Genomic DNA, 24,164 nt, shown 5'->3' with positions numbered 1-24,164 from the left:
GGTCGCGGGGCACCCGCCCGGTCGGTCTACGCCTTGGTCAGTCGACGCCGTGGTCGCGGAACGCGGCGCGCTTGAGCGGCGGGACGGCCTCGAACAGCCGCAGCACCGACTTGAACGCCACCCGGCCGACCGCGTTGCCCGACACGAACTGCCGGGCGCTGCGCAACGACGCCGTCACCGCGGCGAACCCGTACTCCCGCATGCGCCGCTCGTAGTCCGCGATCGCGTCCAACGGCTCCCGCTCGACCAGGTTGCGCGACAACGTCATGGCGTCCCTCAGGGCGGTGTTCGCGCCGATCCCGCGCATCGGCGTCATGCTGTGGATCGCGTCGCCGAGCAGCGTCACGGCCGTCGTCGGCCACGGGTCCACCGGCACGGACGTGCGGATCGGCCAGTGCGACACCGAGTCGTGCGGTGACTCGCGCACGACCCGGACCAGGTCGGGGTGCCAGCCGGCGATCGCGTCGGCCACCACGTCGCGCAGCGGCCGGTCCGGCGGCGTCACCAGGCCGTCCGCCGCGTAGGCCCACATCAGGTAGCCGTCCTCGGCCAGCTCGTGGGGCGCGAGGAACATCCCCGCGGCGGCGCGCGGGACCACCGAGTGGGCGTGCGCGACCAGTTCCGGCGGCAGCCAGGCGCGCGTGGCCGGGGTCAACGGCAGCTTGCCCGCGATCGCTGTGATGCCGGTGTCGACGCGCCGCGCGTGCGGCAGGTACTGGGCGCGCACCGCCGAGTTCGCGCCGTCCGCGCCGACCAGCACGTCGCAGCGGGTGCTCGTGCCGTCGGCGAAGTGGACCGTGACGCGGCCGTCCTCGTGCTCGTAGCGGGTGAACCGCCTGCCGAACTCCACCACGTCGTCCAAGCCGGTCAGCAGGATGTCCCGCAGCGTGATCCGGCTGACCGAGTGGTGGGCGCGGGCGGGGACGTCGGCCGGGTTCTCGACGGTGAGCAGCCGGCGCAGCCGCTCGTCGACGAAGCCGAAGCCGCTGCCGCCGCGTCCCGTGGTGGCGACGAACCGCTCCCACAGCTCCGGCGGCAGGCACTCGTGCAGGGCGCGCGCGCCGACCGGGCTGATGTGCAGCCGGTACCCCTGCAACCGGTCGGTCGGCGTCGCGTCCCGCTCGTGCACCGACACACTGACCCCGTTCCGGACCAACCCCTGGGCCAGGCACAACCCGCCCACACCGCCACCTACGACCGCCACGTGAAGACTCATGCCGACCACTATCAACCGTGCGGATGATTAAGTCAACCGTGCGGGTGATACGTGTCGACGGGCTAGGGTTGACCGCGTGCCCCGCCGCTCCCCCGACGCCACCGAACGCAAGCGCGACCCCGAGCGCACCAAGGCCCGCATCCTGGAAGCGGCGACGGCCGAGTTCGCCGCCAAGGGCTACGCCGCGGCCCGGGTGAGCGCCATCGCCGACCGCGCGGGCGTGAACAAGCAACTGATCTCGTACTACTTCGGCGGCAAAGAGGGCCTCTACCGCGAACTGTCGGGCCGCTGGCGGCAGCAGGGCGGTCAGCTCACCGAGGGTCCGCTGGCCGAGGTCGTGCGCGGGTTCGTGCGGTCCACCCGGGAGCAGCGCGACTGGGCGCGGCTGATGGTGTGGCAGAACGTGTCCGGCGACGACATGCCGGACGAGGGTGACGCGGACTTCCTGCGGGCCCAGGTCGAAGCACTGCGGGCCCGGCAGGAAGCCGGCGAGATCCCACCCGACCTGGACCCGGCGTGCCTGCTCCTGGCCCTGACCGCAGCAGCGAGCGCCACCCTCTTCATGCCGCGGATGGCGCACCGGATCACCGGCCAGGATCCCGACACCGACGAGTTCGCCGAGCACTACGCCGAACAACTGGCCCGGTTGGTGCGGCACTTCACCTAGCCCCTGGACCCAGCCGCTGGACCTGGTCGGTACCCGCGAGTCCTGGTCCCCGCGAGACCTGGTCCCCGCGAAACCTGGCCCCAGGGCCCTCTAGCCGTTGCCCAGCGCCGCCTCGAACCCGGCGAGGTAGGTGCGCAGCCCCCGCTGCCCGCTGCGCATCATCAGCTCGTGGTTGGCCTTCAACAACGGCCGGGCGGGCAGGGCGAGGCGGCGCAACAACGGCTTGCGCACCACCACTTCCTGCTCATACACCAACCGCGACCGGCTGCCCTCGCCGAAGACGCGCCAGCTCACCGTCCCGTCGAGGTCGCCGACCAGGTCGGCACGCAGCAACCCCGCCTCCGGCTCACGGGCGTTGTGGTGCGCCTGGAACACGAGGTCGTAGGGCAACACCGACCGACACCGCAGCTCAGCCGCGTCCTCGGCGACCTGACGGGCATGGCGCACCTCACGCCACCAGCTCGGGTAGCTGCCCAGATCGGCGAGCACCTCGAACGCCCTCTCGGGCGTGGTGTCCACCGACCAGACGCTGCGGAAGCGGTACGAGTTCAGCGGCATACCACCATGGTCACCCACATCGATCGTGCGTGCGACCAACCACGGCGACCGAAGCCCGACCGACCGCGCTCACATCGAACCCGACCAACCGCGGCCATCAGCCGACCAACCGCGATCACCAGCCGACCGACCGGGCCTGTCGGCCGAGCAAGCGAGCGCGACCACCCGCCCACCACGCACCTCCGCCACCGACCAACCACGGTGCCGCCGCCAGCGGATCGGTGCGGCTGCTGACAGTGCGACTGCTGACAGCGGACTCAGCACGGCTGCGTCCGGGCCGAGAACCACCGCCGGCCGGGCGAGCGCGGTCGATGGCCAACTGAGCACCGCGACCGGCGGACCGAACGACCGTTGGGCCAGGCGACCGGCGACCGCGCCCCGCGACCGACCGGCCCAGCGGCCGACCGGCCAGGCGAACCGCGCCCGACTGGCCAGGCAACCGACGGCCCCCGCGACCGACCGGCCAGGCGACCGACCGGCCAGGCGACCGACCGGCCAGGCGACCGACCGGCCAGGTGACCGGCTGACCGGGCACCGCGACCGACGAGCCAGGCGACCGGGGTGACCGGCGGGTCGAGCACCGTGACTGACTGGCCGAGCAGCGCGGTTGGTGGGCCAAGCAGCGCGGTCGGTGGCGGGCTGAGCCCGGGCGCGGGTGGGGCGTGTGTGGTCAGTGGCGGGTGGAGGGCGGGGGTTGGTGGAGCTAGGGCGGTTGTGGGGATGATGATGTGCCTGGCCGCGCGCCTCCTTCATTTCCGGCAACGCTTTGCGCGTTTCCATTCATACCCGGAGGCCGTAACGCCTTTGGGTGATCTTGGGTCAGCCGGCGGCCGCCTCGGCGGGCAGGACCTGGCGCAGGAACTGGCCCGTGTAGCTCTCGGCGACCTCGGCGACCTGTTCCGGCGTGCCCTCGGCCACCACCGTGCCGCCGCCCGAGCCGCCCTCCGGGCCCATGTCGACCAGCCAGTCCGACGTCTTGATCACGTCGAGGTTGTGCTCGATCACGATCACCGTGTTGCCCTTGTCGACCAGCCCGTTGATCACGCCGAGCAGCTTGCGGATGTCCTCGAAGTGCAGGCCGGTCGTCGGCTCGTCGAGGATGTACACCGTCTTGCCGGTGGACCGCTTCTGCAGCTCGGCCGCCAGCTTCACGCGCTGCGCCTCACCGCCGGACAGCGTCGGCGCGGGTTGACCGAGCCGCACGTACCCCAGGCCGACGTCGACCAGCGTGCGCAGGTGCCGGTGGATGGCGTTGATCGGCTCGAAGAACGTCGCCGCCTCCTCGATCGGCATGTCGAGGACCTCGGAGATCGTCTTGCCCTTGTAGTGCACTTCCAGCGTCTCGCGGTTGTACCGCGCGCCCTTGCAGACCTCGCACGGCACGTAGACGTCCGGCAGGAAGTTCATCTCGATCTTGATCGTGCCGTCGCCCGCGCACGCCTCGCAGCGCCCGCCCTTGACGTTGAACGAGAACCGGCCCGGCTGGTAGCCGCGCACCTTCGCCTCGGTGGTGGCCGCGAACAGCTTGCGGATGTGGTCGAACACGCCCGTGTAGGTGGCCGGGTTGGACCGCGGCGTGCGGCCGATCGGGGACTGGTCGACCTGCACGAGCTTGTCGACCTGCTCCAGCCCGCGCACGCGCGTGTGCCGGCCCGGGACCTGGCGCGCGCCGTTGAGCTTGTTCGCCAGCACGGTCGCCAGGATGTCGTTGACCAGCGTGGACTTGCCGGAGCCGGACACGCCGGTGACCGAGACCAGGCAGCCGAGCGGGAACGACACGTCGATGCCGCGCAGGTTGTGCTCCCGCGCGCCGACCACGGTGAGCTGCCGCTTCTTGTCGACCTTGCGGCGGGTGGCGGGCATGGCGATCTCTTTGCGCCCCGCCAGGTACGCGCCGGTGATCGACTCCTTGTTCTTCAGCAGCTCCTTGTACGGGCCGCTGTGCACGACCTTGCCGCCGTGCTCGCCCGCGCCGGGGCCGATGTCGACCACCCAGTCGGACGTGCGGATGGTGTCCTCGTCGTGCTCGACCACGATCAGCGTGTTGCCGAGGTCGCGCAGCCGGGTCAGGGTCTCGATCAGCTTGTGGTTGTCACGCTGGTGCAACCCGATCGAGGGCTCGTCCAACACGTAGAGCACGCCGACCAGGCCGGAGCCGATCTGCGTGGCCAACCTGATCCGCTGAGCTTCTCCACCCGAAAGTGTGCCGGACGCACGGTCCAGTGACAGGTAGTTGAGGCCCACGTCGAGCAGGAAGTGCAGCCGGGCCTGGATCTCCTTGAGCACCGCGCCCGCGATCATCGACTCGCGCTTGCCCAGCTTGAGCCCGTCGAGGAACTCCGAGCACTCCGCGACCGACATCGCGCACACCTCGGCGATGGACTTGTCGCCCTTGCGGCCGTGGTGCAGCGTGACGGCGAGGATCTCCGGCTTGAGGCGGGTGCCCTGGCACGTGGGGCACGGCACCTCCCGCATGTAGCCCTCGTACTTCTCCCGCATGTACTCGGACTCGGTCTGCTCCTGCCGCCGCTCCAGGAACGGGATCACGCCCTCGAAGTTGGCGTAGTAGGAGCGCTCACGGCCGTAGCGGTTCTTGTAGCGGACGTTGACCTGCTCGTCGACGCCGTGCAGCACGGCCTTCTGCGCCTTGGCGGGCAGCTGCCGCCACGGCGTGTCCATCCGGAACCCGATCGCGAGGCCCAGCGACTCCAGCAGGCGGGTGAAGTACTCGGCGGTCTGGCCCGACGCCCACGGCGCGATCGCGCCCTCGGCCAGCGACAGCTCGTCGTCCGGCACGACCAGCTCCGGGTCGACCTCCTTGCGCACGCCGATGCCGGTGCACGCGGGGCACGCGCCGTAGGGCGAGTTGAACGAGAAAGACCGCGGCTCCAGGTCCTCGATCGCCAGCGGGTGGCCGTTCGGGCAGGCCAGGTTCTCGGAGAAGCCGCGCACGCGGCCCGGGTCGGTCTCCGGGACGTCCACGAACTCCAGCTCGACCAGGCCGTCGGCCAGGCGCAACGCGGTTTCGACGGAGTCGGTGAGCCGCTGCTTGGCGCTCGCCTTCACGCTCAGCCGGTCGATGACGACCGCGATGTCGTGCTTCTCCTGCTTCTTCAGCTTGGGCACCTCGCCGAGGGCGTACACCACGCCGTCGACCTTGGCGCGCGAGTAGCCCTGCGACTGCAGGGTGGAGAACAGGTCGAGGTACTCGCCCTTGCGGCCGCGGATGACCGGCGCGAGCACCTGGAACTTGGTGCCGGACTCCATGGCCAGCACCTGGTCCACGATCTGCTGGGGCGTCTGCTTGCTGATCGCCTCGCCGCACTTCGGGCAGTGCGCCTTGCCGGCGCGCGCGTACAGCAGCCGCAGGTAGTCGTACACCTCGGTGATGGTGCCCACGGTCGACCGCGGGTTGCGGCTGGTCGACTTCTGGTCGATCGACACCGCGGGCGACAGGCCCTCGATGAAGTCGACGTCCGGCTTGTCCATCTGGCCGAGGAACTGCCGCGCGTAGGCCGACAGCGATTCGACGTAGCGGCGTTGGCCCTCGGCGAAGATCGTGTCGAAGGCGAGGCTGGACTTGCCCGAGCCGGACAGCCCGGTGAACACGATGAGGCTGTCCCTCGGCAGGTCGAGGTCCACCCCTCGCAGGTTGTGCTCGCGCGCCCCGCGAACGACAAGCCGGTCGGCCACAACGGTTCCCTTCGGTTCTTGACCTTCCCCCGAACAGACGTTCGAAAAGCGTATCGGACCACTGCGTCGGCCCTGTCGGGGAGGGCGACAACCATGCTAGGGGCGGGCACCGACAATTCGTGACGGGCACAGTCCCTCGATCGTGCGCCAACGGCTCTACCGGTCGGTAGTGAACGCCCCTACGCTGGGGTGATAGGCCGTTCGGCCGCAACGCCGGGATGAGGTGCCCATGAGCTTCGCTGATGCCGCCCAGGTCCGATCCGCCCAGACGAGCGTACCCGCGCCCCGCGAGCAGTCGGCCGCGGTCCAGGACGCGGTCGCCGGGCTCGCCGAGGTGGAACGGGCGACCGGGGCGTTGTACGAGGTCGTGGAGGGCCTTGACCTGCGCGGTCCGAGCCTGCTGCCCGGCTGGAGCCGGGCGCACGTGGTGACGCACCTCGCACGCAACGCCGACGCCCTGGTCAACTTGCTGACGTGGGCGAAGACCGGGGTCGAGCACCAGATGTACCCGAGCGCGGCCGACCGCGACGCCGACATCGCCGAGGGCGCCTCCCGGCTGCCGCAGCTGCTGCGGGCGGACCTCGACGCGGCGTGCCAGCGGTTCGTCGCGTTCGCCCGCGACCTGCCGCCGGGTGCGTGGGAGGCGGAGGTCGCGCACCCGAAGGCCGGGCCGTTCCGGGCGCACCGGGTGCCGTGGCTGCGGCTGCGCGAGGTGTGGTTCCACCTGGTCGACCTGGACGCGGGCGTGGGGTTCGAGGACCTGCCGCCGGAGCTGCTGGAGCGTTACGTCGAGGAGGTGGTGGGCCAGTTCGCCGGCCGGTCCGACGTGCCGCCCGCGCGCGTCGAGGTGGTGTTCCCGGACGGTCGTCAGCGCAGCTGGGGGCTGACCGCGGACAGCGACGCGTCGCCCGCGGTGAGCGGCGCGGCGGCCGACGTGCTGGGGTGGCTGACCGGCCGCCACAGCGGCGCGCGGCTGAACGGGACGGCGCCCACGCTGCCCAGGTGGCTCTGAGCGGCGTGCAGGCGGGCGGTGAGCAGCAGGCCGGCCACGGTCGGCCGGCTCGCCGTCAGCAGCCGGTGCGCCGGGCGTTCCACGAACGTGGTGAGCAGCCAGCCCAGGAGCACGGCTGAACCGATGAAGAACGCCAGCTCGACCCACGGTCCCCCGTCGGGCGCGACCTGGGCCATGACGAGGTAGCCGAGTTCCTGGTGGACCAGGTACACGCCGTACGAGATGCCCGCGAGCCACCGGATCGGGCGAGCGAGCAGGCGGACCGGCGCGATGTCCCAGTCCCGGCCGCCCGCCGCGGCGCACACGCCGACCAGCAGGACGCCGAAGCCGACGGTCGACTCGAGGTCGACGGTGTGCCACGCCTGGGCCAGCAGTGAGGCCGTGAGCAGGGCGAACAGGTGGCGGTCGCCGAGCCGCCCGCGTGACCACAGCCAGATGGCGACGCCGATGGCGAACAGCTGCGCGCGGTGCGCGCCCAGGCCGTTGTAGACGGTGTTGATCAGGCCCTCGGGGATCGCCCAGTCCTTGATGGCCACGGGGACGACGACCAAGGACCACAGCAGCGCCTTGAGCGCCCGGCCGCGGACGCGTGAGGCCAGCAGTGCTCCCGCGACGAAGCCCGTGACCTGGATCGGGAGGGTCCAGTAGGAGACGTCGACCAGGCGCGCGTCCGGGAACCAGCTCTGCAGCATGAGGACGTTGACGAGCAGGTCGCGCGGGGTGAGCTCGCTCCAGCCGGCCGGCGCGACGTGACGCAGCACGGTGTAGGTGCCCAGGGCGGCCACCAGGTAGGCGGGCAGCAGGCGGGCCAGGCGGTTGCGCAGGAAGCGGGCCGGTTCGCCCTTGGCCAGCGCGGCGCAGGCGAAGAACGTGGAGATCACCACGAGCGTGCTGGCGCCGAACTCGAGGCCGAAGACGAAGACCGGTCGGCTCAGCTCGGGGTGGTTGGCCGGCCCGACGCGGGTGGCGTGCTGGAGGAGCACGCAGAGCACGGCGAGGATGCGCAGGACGTCCCAGTTGATCCGGCGTTTGGTAGCCACGAGGAAGAAGAACCCTAATCAGACGACATCGGAGGAGCGTTGGTGATCGTTACGTAACTGGTCGTCACAACCCTAGGGGGTCGACCTGTGGGCGCCCTGAAGGGTGTCCGGTCGGATACGGTCGGCCATTGTGGACGTACTAGAGGACTACACGGGGCACGTATCGCCGGGCGGCCCGGCGGCGCGGCGCACCCTCGACGCGCTGACCATCACGAAGGTCTCGGTGGGACCGATGGACAACAACGCGTACCTGCTGGTGTGCCGTGCGACGAACGAGGGTCTGCTGATCGACGCGGCGGCCGACCCGGAGCGGCTGTCCGACGTGGTCGGCCACACGGTGGACCGGCCTCGGCTGAAGACCGTGGTGACCACCCACCGGCACCAGGACCACTGGGGCGCGCTGGGCGCGGTCGCCGGCGCGAACGGCTCGAACACCATCGCGCACGCCGCCGACGCGGACGTCCTGCCGATCCCCCCGGACGTGCTGGTCGAGCACGGTGACACGGTGCACGTCGGCGAAGTCCCGCTGACGGTGATCCACCTGCGCGGCCACACACCGGGCTCGATCGCCCTGCTGTACCGCGACCCAACCGGCCACCCCCACCTCTTCACCGGTGACTCGCTGTTCCCCGGCGGTCCTGGACGGACAACAAGCCCGGAGGACTTCACCAGCCTGATGGACGACCTGGAGACCCGGGTCTTCGGGGAACTACCCGATGACACCTGGTTCTATCCCGGTCATGGTGATGATTCCACGCTCGGAGCAGAGCGACCCAAGCTCGGCGAGTGGCGTTCGCGCGGCTGGTGAGCTGAAGGATCTCCCGGACGGGGCCGCCTGATAAGTCAGGCGGCCCCGTCTGCTGTTGGCGCAGCGCGACGGGGCTTCGACCGGACACAGGAGGTTAGTCGCTCACACATTGTCTGGTTCGCGGTGATGACGCCCTGAGTCGCGAACGGATCACATGAGAGCAAGTGACACATGCACGATCGCGACCCATATCGCAGTGGTAGAACCGGTTCAGGTGACGGAAAACTCGAATCGACCTCGCACGACCCGTTGGCGCCAATACACCAAGAGCGGTACCATGCGACTCTTCGCCGGCTCAACTCGTCGAAATGCGGAGCACCCATGACCATCAACCCGCAACCACTGGACATAAACGTCGGATTCCACGCCAAGAAGTTTGCATCGAATACGGTTCCGAACTCCGGTCAACTAACATTAAACGCCAACGATTTAGCCCACGCGCTATTCACCACCGGCCGAACGCCTGGGGACAGGGCAAGATACGGTGCCGCGTCAGCCTACGAGTGACTACACCGCACATCCCTAATACCGGCATATATTCGACGCGGACATCCAAGCCCCAGGTTGACCCGCTCCAAATTAGCCCTCGACCTGGACAGGTCGGAGAAGACTTCCCTGTCGTATGCGCTCGGGCAGGCAATGACCGCGATATTCTGCGAGCAGAAATTGGCAACAGTCCACCTCATGCACGTAGACCGGTATGCCAATCACTTCAAGGTAAGCTTCGGCACGACTCGACGGCGGGCAGACCTCTTCGGCCGGACACGACGAGGGTGGGTAGTCGCAGAAGCAAAAGGGAGGTCCGGTGGCATAGAATCCGATCTCGAAGGCAAGATGGTCGCACAAAAACGTTCCGTAAGCGACATCAACGGCTCGCAACCGTGGGTAGCCCTTGCATGTGTGGCCCACTTCCCCCGGCAGGGCAGGTACTTGCAGGTAAGTGCGGTCGACCCCGACGAGGATGACATCGAGACAATCTCGATGCGAGTGTCAATGGATTCCCTCATGCTCGCTTACTACTCCCCGTTCGTTCGAGCCATCGAAATCGGCGACGCTGAGGATGATAAATTCACGGACATGGCTTCATTCGGGGGTCTCGGCCTGCACGTCGGCCTTCGCCATAACCTTAGAGAACGCATCCGCCGCGCGGAATCAGGAGAACTCGAAGGACTTCACGAGGACGTACTGCGAATACTCGACGACACTCCAGGAACAGCACTTCAAAGAACAGACGGAACGACAGTAATCACAGACTGGAACGAAGTGATGAGCCTCGACGACCGGGAGGCGTTTTTCGACACGGATTACCCATAAACCGTTCAAGCCGTCTGAAATTGACGGTTACAGCACCTTCGGGTCACCGGTGGATACACCGGCGTACAATGCTTACACACCGAGGAAGGTAGCGTCACCCCAAGGAACTACCGGTAGTTCATGGTCGCCGGAACTGTCGAATCCTGGAGGACTGTTCACCGGGGACTCGCTGTTCCCGGGAGGGGTGGGCAAGACCACGTCGCCCGAAACCTTCGCGTCGTCGATCGACGACGTGGAGACGCGCATCTTCGGTGAACTACCCGATGACCCCTGGGTCTACCCGGGGCATGGCGACGACACCAGGCCTGGGGCGTGAGCGACCTCACCTGTCCGAGTGGCGTTCGCGCGGCTGGTGATCCAGTTGGCCGCCTGAGTCGTCAGGCGGTCCGTCTGCTGTGCCCCGGCGCACCGCGTCTCGATCGGACGCAGGAGGTTCGCCCCTTGTCGCGTCGAGCACCAGGTGCGCGGTTGTGCGCATCGAGGTGATCAACTGGTCACTCGACCGCGGCCGCACTCCCACCAACCGCGACTACGCCGGCGACACTCGCGCAACGGGATCGTCGAAGCGCCTGGGCGCGCGCCGATCATCTCGACAGTCCACCAAATCGGACCATGCGCGAGTGAGCGCCGCATGGCCTGCCAGCGACGTTCGACGTTGCCGCAGGCGTGATCGTGCTGCCCCAGATTCGCACCAGATTCTCTCAACAACTGCTCGTCATGCTCCCGGTAATCGGCGCAAGACAGGAGGTTGAGGAATATGGGACTCAAGAAAGCCGTTGCCGGCTTCTCCACCGTCGTCGCGGTGGTCGGGGCCGGCTTTGCCACGGCAGCACCTGCCTTGGCTGCGGGAACAGCTCCGGCATGCATCGCGCGCGAACTCCAGGGGAGCAACATGGTCCGCGTCACCAACAACTGCGGCAGGGCCATGAATGTCGGAGTCGTCATCGACTGGGGGCCCGACTCCGGGTGCCGAGCCCTCGGCATTGGGGACGAAATGCTCTACGGTTGGGCATGGGGAACTTATGGACGCGTGGAAACCTGCGGCTAGAAGACCCGATTCCCCATGGCAAAGTCGGGTAACAGGCAAATGGTCACTCGGCGGAGGCATCGAGGGCTGAAACTCCGAGGTGAACCGGACAGCGTGGACCGCCGGTCATGGTTCTGCGCTCCACGCCGTGAGGTCGCTGTGTGCACGGCGGTCGCGTCGCGCGTCGGCACACCGGGTCTGCGCTACGTGGACAGGGGCGCACACGGCACGCAACCGCGTCCGCCCGGCGGCGGGCATGGTCGTGATCAGTCGGTGCGGGAGAGTTCGGTGGTCAGCAGGGATTCGGTGGACTCGTCGAAGGCGACCAGGCGGACCAGGGTGAGGCTGGTCGGTGTGGTGCGGAGCGTGGTGATGGCGATGTGGGCCGCTTCGGCCGGTGGGTAGCCGTAGATGCCGGTGGCGATGGCGGGGAACGCGATGCTGGTCAGGCCCAGGTCGTCGGCGACTTGGAGGCTGCGCCGGTAGCAGGAGGCGAGGACGTCCGCTTCGCCGTGGCCGCCGCCTTCCCACACCGGGCCGACGGTGTGGATCACGTGGCGGATCGGTGGGGTCAGGTTGAACGCCGGGGTGGCGACGGCTTCGCCCGGTGGGCACGGGGCCAGTGCCGCGCCCGCCTCGGCCAGCCGGGGGCCCGCCGCGCGGTGCACCGCGCCGTCCACGCCGCCGCCGCCCATCAGCGACTCGTTGGCCGCGGTGACGATGGCGTCGACGTTCTCGCGGGTGATGTCGCCGCGGGCTACCTCGATCGAGACCATGCGTCGAGCATGGCACGGGTCAGTGGTCGGTCGGTGGGGCGAACACGTCGTCGGGGAGGAAGCAGCCGTAGTCCTGGAGTGGGCGTTCGTCCAGGACCACCTGTCGCATCCGGCCGGCTGGGGAGAGGCCGCCCGGGCGGTCCGCGAGGCGGGTGCCCGGCAGGGGCGGGTCGCCGGCCCGGTCGGGGCCGGGTGCCAGGTCGCCGTGGCGTTCGACCAGCGCGAACGCGGCGTCGGTGACGTCGGCGACCGCCTCGGCGACCTCGGCGTCGGTGAGGCCGGGGTTCAGCTCCCGGTAGGCCGACCGCGCGGCGGCCAGGAAGCGGTCCGGGTCGACCACCACCACGTCGCGACGGGTCCGCACGCTGATCGTCATCCCGGTCACGGGCGTCCTCGGCTCGTCCACGCCGCCGAGCGTAGGGATCGGGGTGCGCGGTCGGCGAACGCGGCGCCTCACCGCCGGCCGGTCAGCACCGTGACGCGGACGTGCTCGGTGAACGGCGCGTGGGGCTCCAGCGCCTGCCGGACCCGTTCGGCGAAGGCCGGGCGCTCCGCCGGCGACGGGAGCCGGTCCACCGGCAACGCCGACAGCACACCGCCCACGACGGACTCGACGTCGAGGGTGTCGGTGTAGTCGATGGCGCGCACGTCGACGTCGAACCCGGCCGCGCCCAGGCTTTCCCGGTACCGCGACTGGCTCTCCTCGTCGGTGCCGCACGCGTTGCGGGCCGGCGTGCCCAGCCACCGCTCCAGGCAGGCCCGCAACGCCCGCGACCAGTCGTTGTCCTGCGACCACAACGGCCTGCCGTTGGTCAGCACCGCCACCCCGCCGCCCGGCCGCACCAGCGGGCGCAGGGCGTGGAACAGCTCGTCGTGCCGCATCCAGTGCAGCGCCTGGGCGATCGTCACCACGCCGACCGACCCGTCGCCGAGCGCGGCGCGCAACGCGGGCACGTCCGCGTCCGTCCCGACCACCCACGACACGTTCGCCACGCCGCGGTCCGCCGCCGCACGCCGACCGCGCGCCAGCATGTCCGGTTCCGGGTCGACGCCGACCACGGCGCGGACCCGGCCCGCGAGCGGCACGGTCACCTGGCCCGTGCCGCACCCGAGGTCCACCGCGACGTCGTCCGGCGTCAGCCCGAACACCTCCGCCACCACGTCGAACGACTCCGGCGGGTAGCCCCGCCGGTAGCGGTGGTAGAAGTCGGCCACGTCACCGCGGAAACCCAGCGCCATGACCACAGGATGCCCACGGCGCCAGGCGAGCGGCGGCGGTTGCGCTCAGAGCCGAAACGGGGGCACGGGGACCGGTCGGTATCTTGCCCGGCATGGAGCAGGTGGTGGAGATCTACACCGACGGCGCGTGCAGCGGGAACCCCGGTCCGGGCGGGTGGGGCGCGGTGCTGCGGTACGGGGCGCACGAGCGCGACCTGTTCGGCGGGGAGTCGACGGCCACCACCAACAACCGCATGGAGCTGATGGCCCCGATCCGCGCGTTGGAGACCCTCAAGCGGCCGTCCGCGGTGCGGATCTACACCGACAGCACGTACGTCCGCAACGGCGTGCTGTCGTGGATGGCCAAGTGGAAGGCCAACGGCTGGCTGACCTCGGGCCGGCAGCCGGTCAAGAACGTCGACCTGTGGCAGCGCCTCGACGCCGCCGCCACGCCCCACCAGGTCGAGTGGCACTGGGTGAAGGGCCACGCCGGGCACCCGGAGAACGAACGCGCGGACCGGCTGGCGGTCCGCGGCGTCCGGGCGGCGATGGAGTCAGATCTGCGGGCAGACGTCGTACATGATGCGGAACAGGCGTGAGGACTCCGGCGTCTGCTCCGGCGGCAGGGCGAAGTAGCCCTTGGCGGCGTCCACGCACTGGGTGAGCAGGTCGTGCTCGGCGGTCAGGGTGGACTCCCGCGACCGGTTGCCCTCCAGGGTCGTGTCGGCGGCCCCCTGCTTCGCGGTCACGTCCGCGAGCGTGCGCTCCTGCTCGGCGCGGGTGGCCGCGGTCGCGTCGCGGTCGGCGCGTTCGCCCAGGTAGAGCACGGTGAACACGCCGGTCGCGACGGCGAGCACGGCAGCCAGCGCGGTCAGGGCGACCAGCGGTGCCCGGCCGGCACGGGCGGGTGGCGCGGACGGCGGGTGCGGCAGCGGCACGCCGTTCGGCGGCGTCGGCGCGGGCGGGGTGAACGGCGTCGGCGGCGTGACCGCCTGGCCGGGTCCTGGCGTGGTCATGTCGGCTCCCCGTTCAGCAGTTGTCGGTGGCGCGGCCGACGGCGGGCCCCAGGGCCGCGTCATCGTCGTCCCGCGCCGCGATGATCGAGTCACGGGCCGGGTCCGCGCACTTGTGCAGCTCGGCGTTCTGCGCCTCCAGCGTGGCGATGCGGCCGGCGACGGCGTCGTTGGCCGTCTCGGTCTCGGCCAGCCGGTCCTGCGCCTCGGTCAGCGAGTGGCTCGTCGCGTCCAGCCGCTGGACTTCGAGCGCGTGGTCGTCCTTCGCGCCGACGAACAGCACGATCGCCAGCACGGACGCGCCCGCCAGCACCACGACGAGCAGGCCGAGCAGCACGACGGCGGTCTGCGACCGGGTCGGCGGCGACGGCGGGGAGGACGGTGGCGGTAACGGGATCGACAGCCCGTGGTCGGTCATGGTGGCCCCCTCTTTTTTCCTTCAGAGGCCTCGAAAGTAGGGACGCCGGGCGGCGCCGGCCAAGCCCCGGGGCACCGGAAACTTCCGCTACCTGCCGGCGACCGCACCGAAACGCGTCCCCGGACCGGGCCGGTCCGGGGAGGTCAGAGCCAGCCGTTGTCGTGCGCGGTCAGGTAGGCCTCCGACCGGCTCGCCACGCCGAGCTTCGCCACCGCCGCGGCCAGGTAGTTGCGGACCGTCCCGGCGGACAGGTGCGTCCTGCGGGCGATCACCGCGACCGGCGTGTCGTACTCCGTCAGCCGCAGCACCTCCAGCTCGCGCGGCGTCAACGGGCACGGCGGCGTGGTCAGCGCGTCGGCGGCCAGCTCCGGGTCGACGTACCGCGCGCCGCCGTGCACCCGCCTGATCACGTCCGCCAGCGTGCCGCCCGGCGACCCCTTGGGCAGGAACCCCTTCGCCCCGGCCGACAGCGCCCGTTGCAGGTGGGGCGGCTTGCCGCGCCCGGTCAGGATCACCACCGCGCACCCGGGCAGCGACGACGCCAGGGACGCGGTCACCTCGAACCCGTCCAGCACGGGCATCTGCAGGTCCACCACGGCCACGTCGGGCCGGTGCGCCAACGCCGCGCGCACCGCCTCCCGGCCGTCCGCGGCCTGCGCCACGACCTCGATGTCGGGTTCGAGCCCGAGCAGCGCCGCCACGGCGACGCGGATCAGCTCCTCGTCGTCGGCCAGCAGCACGCGAATCACGACCGCACGGTCGCCACCAACGTGAACACCCCGTCCTCCTCCCCCGTGCGCACCACCCCGCCCACGCGGGCCAGCCGTTCGGCCAGCCCGGTCAGGCCCGAACCCCGCCCCGGCGCGCCCGCCGCGCCGTCGTTCGCGACGGTCAGCCGCACCTCGTCGGCGGCGGCGACCACGTCGATCGTGCACCACCGCGCGCGGCTGTGGCGCAGCACGTTCGTCCCCGCCTCCCGCAACGCCCACGACAGCTCGCGCGCCGCCGACGGCAGCCCCGCCGGAACCGAGACCGTGCACCGCACCCCGGCCGCGGTCAACACCTGCTCGATCGCCGACGCCTGCTCGTCCAGCTCCACGGTCCGGTACCCGTGCACGGCCTCCCGCAGCTCCGCCAACGCGGCCGCGGCCAGCGCCCGCACCTCGTCCGCTTCCGCACCGGCCCGCGCGCCGTCCACGGCCGCCAGCCGCGACGCGAGCTCCGCCTTCAACGCGATCACGGTCAGCCGGTGCCCGAGCAGGTCGTGCACGTCCCGGGCGAACCGCAGCCGCTCCTCGATCACCGCCAGCCGGGCCCGCGCCTCACGCCCCTGCTGCGCCTGCACCACCAGGTCCCACAACCACACCGGCAGCACGTGCATCACCAGCAGCGTCACGCCGACACCGCCGGCGACCACGGCACCGCGCACCGGTTGCGCGGACACCGCCGCGGCCACCGCGACGACCAGTGGGACCACCGCCCACCACCACCGCCGCACCAACACCGGCGCCGTCCCCACCAGCGCCGCGCCCACCCACGCCCACGTGTCCCACCTCCCCTCCGCCACGGGCGCGAGCAGCAGCACCGACAGCAGCGACGCCGCCAACAGCGCCATGTCCCACCGGGACTGCGCCCGACCCGGCGTCACCGCCGTGTACAGCGCGCCCGCGTGCGCCCCGGCGAACAGCAGCACGCCGACCAGCCCCGCGACCACCCAACCCGGCCGGGTCTCCAGCACCACGCCGATGCCCGGCCCGATCAGGCTGGTCGCCCACGCCACGCCGAGCGACACCAGCGTGAGCACCCTCGCGCGCCGCATCATGCGCTCACCATGCCAGCGACACGCCGACGAACGCGTCGACCACCGCGCACGCCAGGGCGTACCAGGTCGGCACGACCTTGTCGGCGCGGAAGTGCGCGAGGTCCCACCCGGCGTGCGCGAGCCAGCCCGCCGCGACCAGGTACCGGCCGACCCCGGGGTCCACCAGCAGCGCGAGGCCGGCCACCCCGCCGAACGCGAGCACACCCGCCACCTGCGCCCACATCAGCCGGGAGCGGCGCACCTCGGCGCGCAGCAGCCCGGCGACGAGGTAGACCAGCGCGCACGCGACCAGGCCCCACGTGCCGAACCCGGTCCAGCCGTCGTCGCCGTCGGCCACGATCGCGATGCCCAAGGCCGTCGAGATCACCAGGGAGAGGATCGAAGAACGTCTCATGACCACCACGGTGGTGCGGGCGGCGCACAACCCACACCCCCGCGGTGTCACCGCCGACCCGTGCGAAACGCACGGCCCGACCGTGCAGTCCCCTACCGCAGCACGGTCGCCAGCCGGCCCATGCCCTCCACGATCTCGTCGGGCGTGTTCGTGGTGAACGACAGCCGCAACGTCGACCGGTCCGGCGTGGTCGCGTAGAACGGCGCGCCGGGCACGAACGCCACGTCCCGCGCCAGCGCCGCCGTGACCAGCTCGGCGGTGTCCACCCCGCCCGGCAGCGCCACCCACACGAACATGCCGCCGTCCGGGTCGCTCCACCGCGTCCCGGCGGGCGTGGCCGACGGCAGCGCGCCGATCATCGCGTCGCGCCGCTCCCGGTAGGCCGCGCACAGCCCGCGGATGTGCTCGTCGAGGTCGTTCGCCTTCAGGTACGCCGCCCCGGCGGCCTGGTCGACGGCGGAGGTGTGCAGGTCCGCCGCCTGCTTCACGATCACCAGCGTGCGCATGACCGACGCGGGCGCGCGCAGCCAGCCCAGCCGCATGCCCGGCGCGCCGACCTTGGAGAAGCTGCCCGCGTACAGCACGCGGTCGCTCATCGTGGCCAGCGCCGGCACCGGCTCGCCCCGGTAGCGCAGCTCGCCGTACGGGTCGTCCTCGACCACCCACAGGCCGTGCCGGTCGGCGAGCGCGGCGATCTCCGCCCGCCGGGCGGCGGTCAAGGTCCGGCCGGTCGGGTTGGCGAACGTCGGCACCAGGTACAGCAGCGCCGGCCGTTCCCGCCCGATCACCTCGGCCAGCGCCGCCGGGTCCATGCCGTGCTCGTCGCCGGCGACCGGCACGACCCGCGCGCCGGCGAGCTGGAAGCACTGCAACGCGGCCAGGTAGGTCGGCTCCTCGACCGCGACCACCGCGCCCGGTTCGAGCAGGGCGGTCACGACCAGCGTCAGCGCCTGCTGCGAGCCGGAGGTGACCAGCAGGTCCCCCACCGCGGTCGGCAGGCCGCGCCGCGACAGCCGGTCGGCGACCAGCCCGCGCAGGTCCACGTCGCCCTCGGTGGGCGCGTACTGCAAGGACCGGCGGGAGACGGCCCGCGCGTACGCCTCGCGCAGGCCGTCGACGTCGAACAGGCCGGGCGCGGGCAGGCCGCCCGCGAAGGAGATGACCTCAGGACGGGAGGTGAGGGCGAGCAGGTCGCGGACGGGCGAGCCGGCGAACGTGCGCGGCATGGGGGCTCCTCGGGATCGTCGAGCGGAAGAGGTCCGCGCGGTCGTGCCACGCATGAGGTGCGGCCGCACTGGGGTCGAGGCGCCGGAATCATCCTAACGTGTGATGACTGCGAGGCGACCGGGATTCGCGCTTGACGCCGTATATGCCGATACGTCTATATTGCCGGTATGGCATCTACGTTCGCCGTGCTCGCCGACCCGCAGCGGCGGCGGATCCTCGACGTGCTGCGGGAGGGCGAACGGCCGGTCGGCGACCTGGTCGACGGGCTGGCGGTGACCCAGCCGACGGTGTCCAAGCACCTGAAGGTGCTGCGCGACGCCGGGTTGGTCGAGGTCAGGCGCGACGCCCAGCGGCGGCTCTACCGGCTGCGGCCGGGGCCGTTGGCCGAGGTGGACGCCTGGCTCGCGCCGTACCGGCGGATGTGGGAGGACAGCCTCGACGCGCTGGAACGCCGGCTGGACCGGATCGGCGCAGAGGAGACCGGCACCGAGGAGACCGGCACCGGGCGCAGCGGCGCGGGCCGGGCGGACGGGAGGGACTCGTGAGCGCCGAGTTGCGGCGGATCGACGGCAAGCCCGTGCTGAGGTTCGAACGGGTGCTCGCGCACCCGCCGGAGCGGGTGTGGCGGGTGGTCACCGAACCCGCCGAGCTGGCGCACTGGTTCCCGGCGGCGGTGGCGGTCGACGGGCGGGAGATGACGTTCACCTTCCCCGACCAGGTCACCACCGGCGAGGTGCTGGAGCACGACCCGCCCCGGGTGTTCGCGTTCCGCTGGAACACCGACGTGCTGCGGTTCGAGCTGCTGCCGCACGAGCGCGGCTGCCTGCTCGTCTTCACCCACGTGCTGGGCGACGAGCACGGCGCGGCCCGCAACGCCGCCGGCTGGGACACCTGCCTCGCGGGGCTGGACGCCCGGCTCGACGACCGGCCGTTCGAGCCGCCGACCGACGTGCTGGGGCCGATGGAGCGCTACCTCCGCGAGTTCGGGCTGGACGAGGGCCGGGTGGACGGCGGCGTGGTGCGGTTCGTCCGCGACCTCGTGTGGCGACCGCTGGACGAGGTGTGGGCGCTGCTCACCGAGGGCGAGGACGGCGTGCCGACCCGCGCCACCAACCCGCACGTGCCGGCGGGGCCGCTGGTCGAACGCGCGCGTCCCCGCGTGCTGGCCTTCGACTCGCCCACCGGCCGGGTGCGCTGGGAGTTCCGGCACGACCCGGACCAGGGCACGACGGTGGAGCTGACGCACGCGCTCGCCGACCCGGCGTTCGCGCCCCGGGCGCTCGCGGCGTGGCACGCGCACCTGGAGCTGTTCTTCGCGGCCACCTTCGGCGAGATCCGCTGCCCGTGGCCCGAGGACCGGGTCGCCGAGCTGCTCGACCACTACCGCAGCACGGTGTCCAGCCGGGCCAGGTGATCGCGGCCGAACGGCCCGTTCTCCAGCCCGTCCACCAGTGCCGGTGGCAGGTCGGCGCGGATCTCGGCGGAGCGTGACGCGGCGGCCAGGGCGACGGTCGCGACCGTGTCCACGTCACCGGTGAAGGCCACGCACGCCCGCAGCACCGAGCTCAGCGAACCGCCGGCGGCCACCGCGGTCAGCGCCGCGCGCACGCTCATCACGCCCTTCGACCCGACCTTCCCCCGCCACGGCCGCGCCCACACCCCGGAGCCGAGCCGGTCGGCGATCCACGAGCCGACCTCCGCCACCGGCCCGAGCCCGTGGTGGCAGTAGTGCACGGCCAACGCCGCCGCCCGCGCCGACGCCACCCCGTCCGGCGTGTCGTGGGTGACCCTGGCCTGCACGTCGGTGTGGTGCAGCACCTCGTCCGCGGTGGGCAGCAGCCCGGCGGGCGACGCGCGCATCGCCGCGCCGCTCTTGTCGCTGTCGGGCCGGATCCGCGCGAGGAACTCCGCGCCGGTGCGCACGGACCCCAGGAAAGCCTGGAACCCCCGTGCATAACCCTCGCGCGGGTCGCGGTGGAACGCGGTCACGAACGCCGAGGCCACCGACTCGGGCGTCCACTCCGCGCCGGACACCCGCAGCTCCGCCAACGCCAGGGTCATCTGCGTGTCGTCGGTGTAGGAGCCGGGGCGGATGCCGTGGTGCCGGGGGTGCCGCACGTACCCCTCAAGGGTGTTGTGCCTGGTCACGAACGCGGGATCGGCGTACTCGAAGCCCGCGCCGTACGCGTCCCCGATGGCCAGTTCGACGAGCATGGCGCACACGCTATAGCCCGCGTTATAACTGATTCGATATATCCCTTTTCACCCGGTCGAGTGGTACGAATCTCGTGACCCAAGACACCCTGTGCGCGAGAGATCGCGTGTCTTCGGAATCGAGGAACACTTGCGAATCACCAGGTTGATCCCCGCGCTCGCGGCGGCACTGCTGTCCCTGCTCGGCCCGGTCGGGGCGGCGTCGGCCGCGCCCGCGACGGCGGACGGCGGCGTGACGCCGTACATCATCGGCGGCGGCTACGCGAGCAACGCCCCGTGGGCGGCCCGGCTGTTCTCCAACGGCAGGCAGACGTGCACCGCGACGATCATCGCGCCCACGTGGATCCTGACCGCGAAGCACTGCGTCAGCGGCGGCGGGCTGTCGTTCCGCATCGGCAGCCTCGACCAGACCTCCGGCGGCACGCTCGCCAACGGCGTGCAGACCTACACCCACTCGTCGGACCTGGCGCTGGTCCGGCTCGACCGCTCCGTGTCCGCGACCTACGCCCGGCTCGGCCAGCCCGGTTCGGTCACCGTGGGCCAGACCGTGCAGGTCTACGGCTGGGGCGCGACGTCCCAGTGCGGCTCGGAGATCAACTGCCAGTCGCAGTACCTCAAGGTCGCGAACGTGACCGTCACCGGCGGCTGCACCGACGCCTACGGCGGCAGCGCGATCTGCGCCCGGCGCGGTGACGGCATCACCGCGGGCGGCGACTCCGGCGGTCCGATGGTGGCGGGCGGCGTGCAGGTCGGCGTCGCGTCCACCAGCGACCGGCAGACCACCACCGCGTACACCAACGTGACGCGGTACCGGTCCTGGATCCAGTCCATCGCCGGCGTCTGACCCGGACGGACGGCCCGCTCGCGCGACTGCGGTCACAGCACACCCCAGTCGCGCGAGCGGGCCATCAGGTGCCCGTGCACCAGGGCCACCGACGGGTTCGCCAGCCCGCCGACCCGGGTGGCCAGGAACAACGTGTTCAGCGGCGGCACGGCCGCCTGGTGCGCCAACTCCACCGACCCGGCCGCCAGCGCCGGGTCGGCCAGGTACCGCGGCAGCGCCGACACCCCGGCCCCCGCGACCACCGCGGCCAGCACCGCCCGCAGGTCCGGCACCACGACCGCGACCGGGTTCGGCGGGCGGCGACCGAACTCGCTGCGCCAGTACCGCCGCACGATCGGCAGCTCCTCCGCGTACGCGACCAGCGGCAGGTGGGCCAGCGCCCGCACCGGGTCGGTCGCCAGCAGCGCGCGGTCGATCGTGCGCACCAGCGTCGGCGCGCCGACCAGGACGAACTCCTCGTCCACGAACGGCGTGGCGACCAGCGCCCGGTCCGCGGACACCACCAGGTCCAGCCGGGCGTTGGCCAGCGCGGCCAGCAGGTCGTCGGCGAGCCCGAGCGTGATCCGCAGCCGCAGCCCGCGCGTGGTCAGCGGCGCCAGCGCGGGCAGCACCCGCGCGGACACCACCTCCACGGCGCCACCCAGGTGCACCGTGCCCGCGTACGCCCCCCGGTCGTCCACTTCGGACAGGGCGGAGCGCAGCCCGTCCACGTGCGCGCCGACCCGGCGGGCCAGCGCGTCGGCCCGCGCGGTGGGCGTGACGCCGCGGCTGGAGCGCACGAACAGCGGCTCGCCCAGCTCCCGCTCCAACCGGGCCAGGTGCCCGCTCACCGCGGGCTGGGTGAGGCCCCGGCGCTGGGCGGCGGCGGTCAGCGAGCCGGCCCGGTAGATCTCCACGAACGTGGACAGCAGGTCGAGTTCCGTCACCGCGCAACCCCGCAGCTATAAGAACGCTTATGGCTCTCCGGAGAATACCGGATGAAACGTGATGGAGTGGTCGTTGTCCGACCTGACGACGTCTTCTCGAAGGGAACGAACGATGAGCAAGGTCCTCGTGGTGGTCTCGGCGGCCGACGAACTGGTGCTGGCCGACGGGTCGAAACACCCCACCGGGTTCTGGGCGGAGGAAGTGGTCGAGTCGGTGCGCGTGCTGCGCGACGCCGGCGTGCGGGTGGACATCGCCACGCCGGGTGGCGCGCGGCCGACCGTGGACGCGGCCAGCCTGACCGACGAGTTCGCCGCCTACCTGGCGTCGATCGACGACGAGCTCGCGGCGCCGCTGCGACTCGCGGACGTCGACGCCGCCGACTACGACGCGGTGCTGCTGCCCGGCGGGCACGGTCCGATGGCGGACCTCGCGTTCGACGCGGACCTCGGCCGGCTGCTGGTCGCGTTCGACGACGCGGGCAAGGTCGTCGCCGCGCTGTGCCACGGCCCGGCCGGGCTGCTGGCCGCGGTGCGCGAGGACGGCACGTTCGCGTTCGCCGGCCGGCGGCTGACCGCCTTCACCGACGAGGAGGAGCGGCAGGGCGGCCTGGCCGTGCCGTACTCCGTCGAAGCGCGGCTGCGCGAGCTGGGCGCGGTGCCCGAGACCGGCCCGGCGTGGTCCAGCACGGTCGTCGTGGACGGCAACCTGGTCACCGGGCAGAACCCTCAGTCCAGTGTGGACACCGCACGGCGGGTGCTGGACGCGGTGTCGTAAGCCGCCCGCGCGGCCTCGATCTCGTCCTCGTGCCGCAGCACCCACCGTCCCAAGGGGACGACGAGGTCCAACAGGGAACGGCCCAGCCCGGTCGCCGCGTACGTGACGCCCGCGGCCTTGCCCGGCCGCACCTCCCGGCTCACCAGGCCGTCGCGCTCCAGCGCCCGCAGGGTGCGGGTGAGGATGCGGCGGCTCAGCTCGTGCACCGCCCGGTCGAGCTCGTTGAAGCCGTAGGGGCGTTCGGCGACCAGGGCCAGCACCAGCAGGCTCCACTTGTCGCCGACCCGGGCCAGCAGGTCGGACACCGGGCAGGTGGCGCGGTCGGCGGCCGTGACGGGCACCGGGACCAGTGACATGGATGTGCCTTCTTCCGGGTCGTCGCGACGCGCTGCACGCTCCACGTCATGGCGAACGCGGTGATCACGGGCGGCACGAACGGCATCGGCCGGAGCTTGGCAGAACGACTGGCACGGGAGGGGCACCGGGTCGCGGTGGTGGGCCGCTCGGCCGTCGCGCCGGCCGGGGTCGAGCTGATCCGGGGCGACCTGAGCACGGTCGCGGGCACCGCGGCGGTGGCCGGGGAGGTGGTGTCGCGGTTCGACGTGGTCGACCACCTGGTGCTGGGCGCGGGCCGGTTCACCCGCCGCCGGGTGGTCACCGCCGACGGCTTGGAGCACATGTTCGCGCTCTCCGCGGTGAGCCGCTTCGCGCTGGTGGAACGGTTGCTGCTGGCGCTGGAGCGGTCGGCCGCGCCGGTGGTCGTGAGCCTGTGCGGGGTGGCGGGGCCGCGCGGGCCGGGCATCCGGTGGGACGACCTCTCGCTGAGCCGCGGTTTCCGGGCGTTCCGGGCGGTCAGCCAGGGCGCGCGGGCCGCCGACCTGCTCGGGGCGGGTTTCGCCGACCGGCACCCCGACAGCGCCGTGCGGTACGTGCTGCACAACCCGATGTTCGTCGACAGCGGGCTCGGCGCGCAGGTCGGCGGGGTGCGCGGCCGGGCGCTGGACGTGGTGGCCCGGCTGTTCGCCCGGTCGACGGCCGACGCGGCGGACCAGGTCCACCGGTTCCTGGCGGACCCGCCCGCCGAACGCCTCACCGCGTCGCGGGCGGGCACGCCGATCGACCTGGCCAGGCCGGAGTTCGACCGGGCCGCCGCCGCCCGCCTGTACACCGTGCTGGACGACATCACCGCCTCGGCGCGATGA

26 protein-coding genes and 2 pseudogenes are annotated in these 24,164 nt (G+C 71.8%); 12 read left to right on the top strand and 16 right to left on the bottom strand.

The genetic code is table 11. The features are described from left to right. Positions 1 to 37 precede the first annotated feature (37 nt). The gene (locus tag LZG04_RS04600; RefSeq protein ID WP_233813416.1) at positions 38 to 1,216 is read right to left on the bottom strand and encodes an NAD(P)/FAD-dependent oxidoreductase; all 1,179 of its coding nucleotides are present in this window, start codon (positions 1,214 to 1,216) and stop codon (positions 38 to 40) included. A gap of 76 nt (positions 1,217 to 1,292) precedes the next feature. Between LZG04_RS04600 and LZG04_RS04595 the strand changes: the two genes are divergently transcribed. Next, the gene (locus LZG04_RS04595) at positions 1,293 to 1,883 is read left to right on the top strand and encodes a TetR/AcrR family transcriptional regulator (RefSeq protein ID WP_233813414.1); all 591 of its coding nucleotides are present in this window, start codon (positions 1,293 to 1,295) and stop codon (positions 1,881 to 1,883) included. A 90-nt stretch (positions 1,884 to 1,973) separates the two neighbouring features. Here the strand turns inward: LZG04_RS04595 and LZG04_RS04590 are convergent, their stop codons facing one another. Further along, positions 1,974 to 2,441 (bottom strand): SRPBCC family protein, encoded by a 468-nt coding sequence (locus LZG04_RS04590; RefSeq protein WP_233813412.1) that lies wholly within the window; start codon positions 2,439 to 2,441, stop codon positions 1,974 to 1,976. A gap of 819 nt (positions 2,442 to 3,260) precedes the next feature. Next, positions 3,261 to 6,134: an excinuclease ABC subunit UvrA gene (gene uvrA, locus LZG04_RS04585; RefSeq protein WP_233813410.1), complete on the bottom strand. Its 2,874-nt coding sequence runs from the start codon at positions 6,132 to 6,134 to the stop codon at positions 3,261 to 3,263. 229 nt (positions 6,135 to 6,363) lie between these two features. On the opposite strand from uvrA, the gene LZG04_RS04580 reads away from it, so the two are divergent. Further along, positions 6,364 to 7,146, top strand: a complete 783-nt coding sequence (locus LZG04_RS04580) for a maleylpyruvate isomerase family mycothiol-dependent enzyme (protein ID WP_233813407.1) — start codon at positions 6,364 to 6,366, stop codon at positions 7,144 to 7,146. A 101-nt stretch (positions 7,147 to 7,247) separates the two neighbouring features. Here the strand turns inward: LZG04_RS04580 and LZG04_RS04575 are convergent. Next, a pseudogene (locus LZG04_RS04575) lies at positions 7,248 to 8,186 on the bottom strand (acyltransferase family protein); the annotation flags it as partial. Between the two features lie 130 nt (positions 8,187 to 8,316). Here LZG04_RS04575 and LZG04_RS04570 point away from each other — a divergent pair. The 4 genes and pseudogenes from LZG04_RS04570 to LZG04_RS04555 all read left to right on the top strand — a co-directional run bounded on the left by LZG04_RS04570 (position 8,317) and on the right by LZG04_RS04555 (position 11,356). Next, on the top strand, positions 8,317 to 8,994 hold the full coding sequence (locus tag LZG04_RS04570; RefSeq protein WP_233813405.1) for an MBL fold metallo-hydrolase: 678 nt from the start codon (positions 8,317 to 8,319) through the stop codon (positions 8,992 to 8,994). Between the two features lie 639 nt (positions 8,995 to 9,633). After that, positions 9,634 to 10,308, top strand: a complete 675-nt coding sequence (locus LZG04_RS04565; protein ID WP_233813403.1) for a hypothetical protein — start codon at positions 9,634 to 9,636, stop codon at positions 10,306 to 10,308. Between the two features lie 148 nt (positions 10,309 to 10,456). Beyond that, positions 10,457 to 10,664, top strand: a pseudogene (locus LZG04_RS04560) (MBL fold metallo-hydrolase); the annotation flags it as partial. A gap of 401 nt (positions 10,665 to 11,065) precedes the next feature. Then, positions 11,066 to 11,356 (top strand): hypothetical protein, encoded by a 291-nt coding sequence (locus LZG04_RS04555; RefSeq protein ID WP_233813401.1) that lies wholly within the window; start codon positions 11,066 to 11,068, stop codon positions 11,354 to 11,356. A gap of 245 nt (positions 11,357 to 11,601) precedes the next feature. On the opposite strand, the gene LZG04_RS04550 is transcribed toward LZG04_RS04555, so the two are convergent. From LZG04_RS04550 to LZG04_RS04540, 3 genes are read right to left on the bottom strand one after another with little or no spacing between them, the layout of a single operon-like run. Continuing rightward, entirely contained in the window at positions 11,602 to 12,111 is a 510-nt protein-coding gene (locus LZG04_RS04550; RefSeq protein WP_233813399.1) for an O-acetyl-ADP-ribose deacetylase, read from the bottom strand. A 19-nt stretch (positions 12,112 to 12,130) separates the two neighbouring features. After that, positions 12,131 to 12,517, bottom strand: coding sequence for a hypothetical protein (locus LZG04_RS04545; RefSeq protein ID WP_233813397.1), 387 nt, complete (start codon positions 12,515 to 12,517; stop codon positions 12,131 to 12,133). A 47-nt stretch (positions 12,518 to 12,564) separates the two neighbouring features. Next, positions 12,565 to 13,350 carry a class I SAM-dependent methyltransferase gene (locus LZG04_RS04540; RefSeq protein WP_233813395.1) on the bottom strand — a complete coding sequence of 262 codons (786 nt, stop codon included), beginning with the start codon at positions 13,348 to 13,350 and terminating at the stop codon, positions 12,565 to 12,567. A gap of 92 nt (positions 13,351 to 13,442) precedes the next feature. Here LZG04_RS04540 and rnhA point away from each other — a divergent pair, with 92 nt between their 5' ends. Beyond that, positions 13,443 to 13,928, top strand: coding sequence for a ribonuclease HI (gene rnhA / locus LZG04_RS04535; protein WP_233813393.1), 486 nt, complete (start codon positions 13,443 to 13,445; stop codon positions 13,926 to 13,928). On the opposite strand, the gene LZG04_RS04530 is transcribed toward rnhA, so the two are convergent. The 6 genes from LZG04_RS04530 to LZG04_RS04500 all read right to left on the bottom strand — a co-directional run bounded on the left by LZG04_RS04530 (position 13,884) and on the right by LZG04_RS04500 (position 18,202). Continuing rightward, positions 13,884 to 14,345, bottom strand: coding sequence for a hypothetical protein (locus tag LZG04_RS04530; RefSeq protein ID WP_233813391.1), 462 nt, complete (start codon positions 14,343 to 14,345; stop codon positions 13,884 to 13,886). The genes rnhA and LZG04_RS04530 overlap by 45 nt on opposite strands. Positions 14,346 to 14,358: 13 nt before the next feature. Then, positions 14,359 to 14,760 (bottom strand): hypothetical protein, encoded by a 402-nt coding sequence (locus LZG04_RS04525; protein ID WP_233813389.1) that lies wholly within the window; start codon positions 14,758 to 14,760, stop codon positions 14,359 to 14,361. Between the two features lie 143 nt (positions 14,761 to 14,903). Beyond that, the gene (locus LZG04_RS04520; protein ID WP_233813386.1) at positions 14,904 to 15,509 is read right to left on the bottom strand and encodes a DNA-binding response regulator; all 606 of its coding nucleotides are present in this window, start codon (positions 15,507 to 15,509) and stop codon (positions 14,904 to 14,906) included. Continuing rightward, on the bottom strand, positions 15,506 to 16,579 hold the full coding sequence (locus LZG04_RS41470; RefSeq protein ID WP_267934876.1) for a sensor histidine kinase: 1,074 nt from the start codon (positions 16,577 to 16,579) through the stop codon (positions 15,506 to 15,508). Before LZG04_RS41470 ends, LZG04_RS04520 begins: the two co-directional genes overlap by 4 nt. 7 nt (positions 16,580 to 16,586) lie before the next feature. After that, a complete protein-coding gene (locus tag LZG04_RS04505; RefSeq protein WP_233813384.1) occupies positions 16,587 to 16,976 on the bottom strand; it encodes a hypothetical protein in 390 nt (129 codons plus the stop codon). 92 nt (positions 16,977 to 17,068) lie between these two features. Beyond that, positions 17,069 to 18,202 (bottom strand): PLP-dependent aminotransferase family protein, encoded by a 1,134-nt coding sequence (locus LZG04_RS04500; protein ID WP_233813382.1) that lies wholly within the window; start codon positions 18,200 to 18,202, stop codon positions 17,069 to 17,071. Between the two features lie 168 nt (positions 18,203 to 18,370). Between LZG04_RS04500 and LZG04_RS04495 the strand changes: the two genes are divergently transcribed. Together LZG04_RS04495 and LZG04_RS04490 are read left to right on the top strand one after the other, a co-directional pair. Beyond that, complete coding sequence (locus LZG04_RS04495) at positions 18,371 to 18,748, top strand: helix-turn-helix transcriptional regulator (RefSeq protein ID WP_233813380.1); 378 nt, start codon at positions 18,371 to 18,373, stop codon at positions 18,746 to 18,748. Beyond that, positions 18,745 to 19,617, top strand: a complete 873-nt coding sequence (locus tag LZG04_RS04490) for an SRPBCC family protein (protein ID WP_233813378.1) — start codon at positions 18,745 to 18,747, stop codon at positions 19,615 to 19,617. Before LZG04_RS04495 ends, LZG04_RS04490 begins: the two co-directional genes overlap by 4 nt. Here the strand turns inward: LZG04_RS04490 and LZG04_RS04485 are convergent. After that, positions 19,584 to 20,417 (bottom strand): ADP-ribosylglycohydrolase family protein, encoded by an 834-nt coding sequence (locus LZG04_RS04485; RefSeq protein WP_233813376.1) that lies wholly within the window; start codon positions 20,415 to 20,417, stop codon positions 19,584 to 19,586. The two genes, LZG04_RS04490 and LZG04_RS04485, sit on opposite strands and share 34 nt — an antisense overlap. Before the next feature lie 130 nt (positions 20,418 to 20,547). Here LZG04_RS04485 and LZG04_RS04480 point away from each other — a divergent pair, with 130 nt between their 5' ends. Further along, a complete protein-coding gene (locus LZG04_RS04480; protein ID WP_233813374.1) occupies positions 20,548 to 21,261 on the top strand; it encodes a trypsin-like serine protease in 714 nt (237 codons plus the stop codon). A 32-nt stretch (positions 21,262 to 21,293) separates the two neighbouring features. On the opposite strand, the gene LZG04_RS04475 is transcribed toward LZG04_RS04480, so the two are convergent. Next, positions 21,294 to 22,187: a LysR family transcriptional regulator gene (locus tag LZG04_RS04475; protein WP_233813372.1), complete on the bottom strand. Its 894-nt coding sequence runs from the start codon at positions 22,185 to 22,187 to the stop codon at positions 21,294 to 21,296. 112 nt (positions 22,188 to 22,299) lie between these two features. Here LZG04_RS04475 and LZG04_RS04470 point away from each other — a divergent pair, with 112 nt between their 5' ends. Next, the gene (locus tag LZG04_RS04470) at positions 22,300 to 22,962 is read left to right on the top strand and encodes a type 1 glutamine amidotransferase domain-containing protein (protein WP_233813370.1); all 663 of its coding nucleotides are present in this window, start codon (positions 22,300 to 22,302) and stop codon (positions 22,960 to 22,962) included. Here LZG04_RS04470 and LZG04_RS04465 read toward each other — a convergent pair. Continuing rightward, on the bottom strand, positions 22,914 to 23,318 hold the full coding sequence (locus tag LZG04_RS04465) for a helix-turn-helix domain-containing protein (protein WP_233813367.1): 405 nt from the start codon (positions 23,316 to 23,318) through the stop codon (positions 22,914 to 22,916). The two genes, LZG04_RS04470 and LZG04_RS04465, sit on opposite strands and share 49 nt — an antisense overlap. 48 nt (positions 23,319 to 23,366) lie before the next feature. Here LZG04_RS04465 and LZG04_RS04460 point away from each other — a divergent pair, with 48 nt between their 5' ends. Then, the gene (locus LZG04_RS04460; protein WP_233813365.1) at positions 23,367 to 24,164 is read left to right on the top strand and encodes an SDR family NAD(P)-dependent oxidoreductase; all 798 of its coding nucleotides are present in this window, start codon (positions 23,367 to 23,369) and stop codon (positions 24,162 to 24,164) included.

The sequence above is a fragment of the Saccharothrix sp. S26 genome (assembly GCF_021390395.1).
Classification (GTDB): domain Bacteria; phylum Actinomycetota; class Actinomycetes; order Mycobacteriales; family Pseudonocardiaceae; genus Actinosynnema.
This window is presented reverse-complemented; position numbering and strand designations above follow the sequence as displayed.